Origin of the sequence: uncultured Erythrobacter sp., assembly GCF_947502395.1 — a bacterium.
Lineage (GTDB): Bacteria > Pseudomonadota > Alphaproteobacteria > Sphingomonadales > Sphingomonadaceae > Erythrobacter.
The window spans coordinates 1-5,418 of record NZ_CANMZM010000007.1; the positions used below are offsets into that span (position 1 = coordinate 1).

The 5,418-nt window shown below is 49.7% G+C and carries 3 protein-coding genes; all 3 read left to right on the top strand.

What is annotated here, in order from left to right:
• Positions 1-129 precede the first annotated feature (129 nt).
• The 3 genes from Q0778_RS16295 to Q0778_RS16305 are packed head-to-tail and all read left to right on the top strand — an operon-like array spanning position 130 to position 5,317.
• Positions 130-3,366, top strand: a complete 3,237-nt coding sequence (locus Q0778_RS16295; protein WP_298337827.1) for a glycosyltransferase — start codon at positions 130-132, stop codon at positions 3,364-3,366.
• 36 nt (positions 3,367-3,402) lie between these two features.
• Positions 3,403-4,470 (top strand): GSCFA domain-containing protein, encoded by a 1,068-nt coding sequence (locus Q0778_RS16300; RefSeq protein WP_298337830.1) that lies wholly within the window; start codon positions 3,403-3,405, stop codon positions 4,468-4,470.
• The gene (locus Q0778_RS16305; protein WP_298337832.1) at positions 4,460-5,317 is read left to right on the top strand and encodes a WcbI family polysaccharide biosynthesis putative acetyltransferase; all 858 of its coding nucleotides are present in this window, start codon (positions 4,460-4,462) and stop codon (positions 5,315-5,317) included. The genes Q0778_RS16300 and Q0778_RS16305 overlap by 11 nt, the downstream gene beginning before the upstream one ends.
• Positions 5,318-5,418 lie beyond the last annotated feature (101 nt).

The following is a 5,418-nucleotide window of genomic DNA, read 5'->3' on the forward strand; positions in this document are numbered from 1 at the left end:
GGACCACAGAACTGGATTACTGTTAAAGGCACTCACAACCGACCTAAGATCTAAGATCTAAGATCTAAGATCTAAGGTCTAAGGTAAGTTAGCCTTCGCATTACGCTGAGTGCAAAAGAAGGGCAGGCAATGAAGTCGAAGATAATAATTCTGGACCCCGATTGCAGGGATGCCAAGTCGCACAATTTGATGGCATCGTTGCGAGCAGCTTTGGCTGCCAAGGCATCCGGATTTGCGGTTGACGCAATCATCAACAGAGCATTTCCAGAAAGTGATAAAACGCTAGATGATGTTTGTGGCGAAGTTGTGCGCGCATGGCCGAGTTTTGCATTTGTCGAAAGAGATGATGAGCTTTCCAGCAATCTCATCAAGTTCCATCCCGTATATAATGGAGGCTTCAGCCCCTGGGAGCAGTACCTCTTCTCTCTTTTGCAGTTGCATGACGAAGGAAGAATTAATGCAGACACCAAGATATTTATACACACCGCCTCGGTGCCCATGCTTATGGGGGTTCTCCAGTATCTGCTGACCCTATCGTCCGATCAAAGACCGCAGTTCTTTTGTCTCATCTATTGCCAGCCAGAAATCATCCAAGGCGAACGGCTTCAGGGGGTGCCAAATCTAGATATATTGCAGCGCCTAAAAGACGAAGGCCTAATTGGCTCTCACATATTTTTTCATGTAGAGACCATTGGATTGCAAGAGCACTACAGTTCTCTTGGTTTTGCATTCCCGATTGCAATGGGCCCTCTTGACCCTTTTTCGTCACCTGGCTCAGGCTGCGGAGTGGATGGCAAGAAGATTGTATCTTATTTGGGCGAGGCGCGCGCCGAAAAAGGTTTTCAGCATCTTCCTGACATTATTGAAGCGCTTGGACAACAGGGAGGGGTGTACGACGTTGAATTTCGTATACAAACATACAGCAATCCAGCGAATGACACTTTTGAGATACATACGGCTAAGCGGCGTCTGGAGAGGCTGCAGGTTCCAGGCGTCACGATCACTCTCCTTGCGGATCTGGCACCTGAAGAATTCTCGAGTGAAATGGAGAAGGCCGATGTTGTGGTTATGCCTTATGACATTGAGCATTATGCCGCTCGAGGATCGGGCATTGCCTATGATGCGCTAACCTCGCGAACGCGGATAGTCTGCACACCTGGAGCCGATATTGAGCGAACGTTTAGCAGTTGCGGAGTTGACGTTCCACTTGGCGACACGCCAGAGGAGTTCGCGGCAGCAATCTCGAGGGCTTTGTTCGACGAAGCCCTGCAAGACCTCTCCTATCTTGAGGACTTCACTGTGGAGAGCTTTTTTAGCACACTCTTCAAGGTTCATGATCTCTCAGAGGTCAAGCCGTCAAGGTCCGCGGCTCAAGCAAGGGCAGTGAACGCGCTCGTCTTGCCAATGAACGGCGGCCACGCATTCGTTCAAAATGCGCAGTTGAAGGTGCTCCGGTGTCTCAACATAGATTCGATTCTGCTCGGTATCCCTTGGGTTACCGAGATCGATGGTTTCGAATATTACAAGGGTGAATTGATCAAGGATTACTTCTCTTCCGGCGATTACATTGGTCACTCTCTGGCTTTTATGCAAGTAAAAAGAAGTGATGAATTCAGGATTAGATTCGCTCTGCACAAATCAGGTAAAATTGACTATTATTACTTCTCCAATTTCACAGATATTATTCGAGATTACGTGGAGCTAGGCCCTTTGATAGAAATGATGCTCAAGGTAAGTCCAGTAGATAAAGGCATTGTAAACTACCCTTGGTTGGATCCAATCATTGATGATTTGAGGGCTGCCAATGAATCTCGTGAAGTTAGGTTTGTGTGTGAGGTGCACGACAATCAGTGCCAGCAGAACTTCTTGAGGCGTGCCGCGCATGCCGAAAGTCACGGGTTGGAATGGAGCACGGAGAAGATAAAATCTGACTCTGAGACAGAGCTTGCTGCCGAGCTTGAGTCCTTGTCGAGGTTTGATCGGCGCATATTCATCTCAACTGCTCTTAAGGATCAGCTCACTTTGCCTGATTCCGGCCGTGACCAAGTAGTGTTTCCACCGAATGTTCAGCTGAGGGAAGCGGTCGAGAACCAGGACGACAATCGCGTTGTGGAAGAAGCGGAAGAATATCTCTTCGAAGAAGTCGAAATCTTGTTCGTTGGAACCGCACATCAGGCAAATCGCACCTCATTGCAGTTTCTGATGGATGACGTGATGCCATTGGTGCGGCGTACCCAGCAGGCGACTCTCTTTGTAGTAGGGAGCATTGAACGGATGTTCTCTTCCGAAATCAAACAGTCCTATGCGTCTCAGGGCATCCATTTTCTCGGGCATGTCGCGGACATCAACCAGTGGTATGACGCGGCTCAAGTTGTTGCTTTAGCCGTCACTGAGGGAACAGGTTTTCCAACAAAAGTCATTGAGACAATGGCGCTAGGAAAGTCTTTCTCGGTAACACGTGGCGCTCTCTATGAGTTGGCGGCCGACACAAGAGATCTATTCCCTGTCTGCGACACAGCTGACGAAATGGCCGCAGATATTGTCGAGCTGCTCTCGAGCAGGGAACTGCGCGAAACGCGGGGCGCGGCAGCGCGTCAGTTTTATGACATAAATTTCTCACTTAGAAAGTATGCTTCGCAATGGTCGCAAGCGCTTGGCGTTAATGCTGTCGGTGATTTTAGCGAGCCACACCGACGCCATGTAGAGGTCAATCTTCCCATTGAGTTGATGCCTAAGCAGGTGAGGGAAAGGAATGGGCGAGATATCTCCGCTACGGATAGTCAAGACCTAGACTCTGACGATCACCAAAGCACCATCAGCGAAGATGGCCATTTCGAGAAGGTCGGTGCAAAATGGCTTCTAGCTGAAACACGCGATTTGGAAGGAATGAGTTTCGTCAACCTTCAAGTGTCTTCGTTCGCAGTCGAGCGGGGCCGCTATTTGTCTGATTTCCATGTCAAGCTCGTTCGGGTGCGTGGAAAGGTTGGGTTGGAATTGCGTGAGGATGACGGAGCGTTCCAGTTGATTGGCGAACCAAATGATGGTTATGTCGAAGCGGATCGTTGGGGACGAGTTGTACGAGTATTTGCCGATGAATCAGGGGCCAATGAAGGCTCCACGATTTCCTCAGTCTCAGAGAATACAGCCTATTTGAGGGAGTTTTTGTTCCAGTTGCCAATGGGGATCAAAGCGTGTGATTTTGACCACCAGCAAGACTGGCGAGAAGTCGCAGAGGTCCTATCAAAGCTGGCAGCAGTGGAAGAGCAGGCTCTACCCCAAGAACCGAGCAGTTGGTTAAAGTGGCTCGGAGCGTTATTGATGCCTGGCGCCCGATCGGGTGATGTCGGGACTATATCCAAGAATTGATTCTTTGCGGTACTCCTATCGCAAATTTGTCCAAACATGAGCACCCAGATGACAACACCTTATTCACAAAAACCGACCTCCTCTTTTTGGAAGCGTGCGGTCGCCAGCCCCGAACCCTCAACCGTCGATCCAGTGATCGATACACCTTTCACAATCAATGCTGAAGACCAGATTGCTACAGCGGGTAGTTGCTTTGCCCAACACATCGCCCGCACTCTAGTACGGGAAGGCTATCGATATCTGGTCACGGAAGATGGACCAAGTGAACAAAATTATGGGCTATTTCCAGCAAGGTTTGGCAACATCTACTCGACGCTGCAATTGCTTCAGCTCTTCCAAAGAGCCTATGGCCTGTTTTCGCCGAAGGACCAAGTTTGGCAACAGAACGGAGCATTTGTAGACCCATTTCGACCTCAAGTCGCCTCTTTTGAAACTCAAGATGCGCTTGAGATTGATCGCGCTCGGCATTTGTCGGCGGTCCGTCAAATGTTTGAGACCAGCAACATATTTGTGTTCACACTTGGTCTGACAGAAACCTGGATGAGTAAAGTGGATGATGCCGTTGTCCCCTTGGCGCCTGGGGTCGCAGAGACTTCAAGCACGGCGGCATACTACTTCAGCAATCGCTCGGTAGCGCAAATGACCGCCGATTTGACCTCATTCATTGCAAAGCTCCGCGTCATAAATCCGACGGTAAAGGTGATTCTTACAGTCTCACCCGTTCCGCTGATTGCGACTTACGAGCCACGCCATGTATTGGTGTCAACATGCTACAGTAAGTCTGCATTGAGAGTAGTCGCGGAGGAGATTTCGACAAGCATCTATGATGTGGCTTACTTCCCATCTTATGAGATTATCACTGGCCATCACAACAAATACAAATACTTCGCGGAGGATCTAAGAGAAGTCAGGCCGGAAGGCGTTGACCATGTTATGAGCCTGTTTAAGCGTCATTATTTGAACACGGACCAGGCCGCACAACCTGTTCCCGAACCAAGCCATCCATCGCCAAGTCCAGAATCGCCTAGTCCGAAGAAGGTGACCCAGGAAGAGATGGACGATCTTTATCATGTTGTTTGCGACGAGGAGGCATATGATGCCTAGCTTCGGGGTCATCGGTAGTTGCCAAGCCTATGGCGTTGCGGAAAGTCTGAAGGGGTGGGTGCCCGGTGCGACCGCTTATCCTTTGAATGCGGGCTCAGTCGCCACAATGAGCCAGGATGACCAACAAAAGCTCGCAGACAAATTTGCTGACTTTGATATTGTATATGTCGAGTCTGTCGATCGAATTTCAAAGGGCCCCCTTGCAGCTGCTGCCTTGTCTGAGAAGGTTCGCGTCCTGCGCTATCCAGTGGTCGTATACACCGGACTGCACCCCGATTGCGTTCATATCTACAACGGTTCCCAATTGATCCAGACTCATATGGGCCCGTATAACTCGGCATTGGCGCTTGCAGCGTTCAATGCTGGTCTTTCCCCAGCGCGAACAGAGGCAATCTTCAATCGTTTTGCGTTTGCTTCACTCGGCTATATTGAACAGCGGGAAGCAGCCAAAGCAGAGCTAGAACGCTATTTCCAGGAGCTCGGGTTTTCCTGCTCAGGATTTGTCGACTCCGCCTTCATGTACACGATCAACCATCCCCGCATAGAAGTTCTTCATGACATCACGAAGCAGGCATTGGACATCAGCGGCTTTGAGCGCGAGCAAGATTTCGTGCCTTCGCCCACTGACACATTATTGGAAGGTGCAATATGGCCGATCTACGATGGCATTGGAGAAGGCACTGGTTACATTTTCAGAGGGCACGCTAACAAAGGCGAGAGTCGTGACATTGAATTGGCCGACTTCATTGCCAAGAGCTTTGAAGCTTATAAAGAAGTAGGCAGTGTATTGTCTGCACCCGCAGTGGAGCGTGCACTGGAGTTCATAGAGACCGAGGTCATTGTGTGACCGCACCTCTTTTTTGCCTTCAATCCGACGGGCGGGTGAAAGTTGTCCTTGGATATTGCCTTTAAACAAAGCTTACAACATATTCAGAAGGCTTTACAATA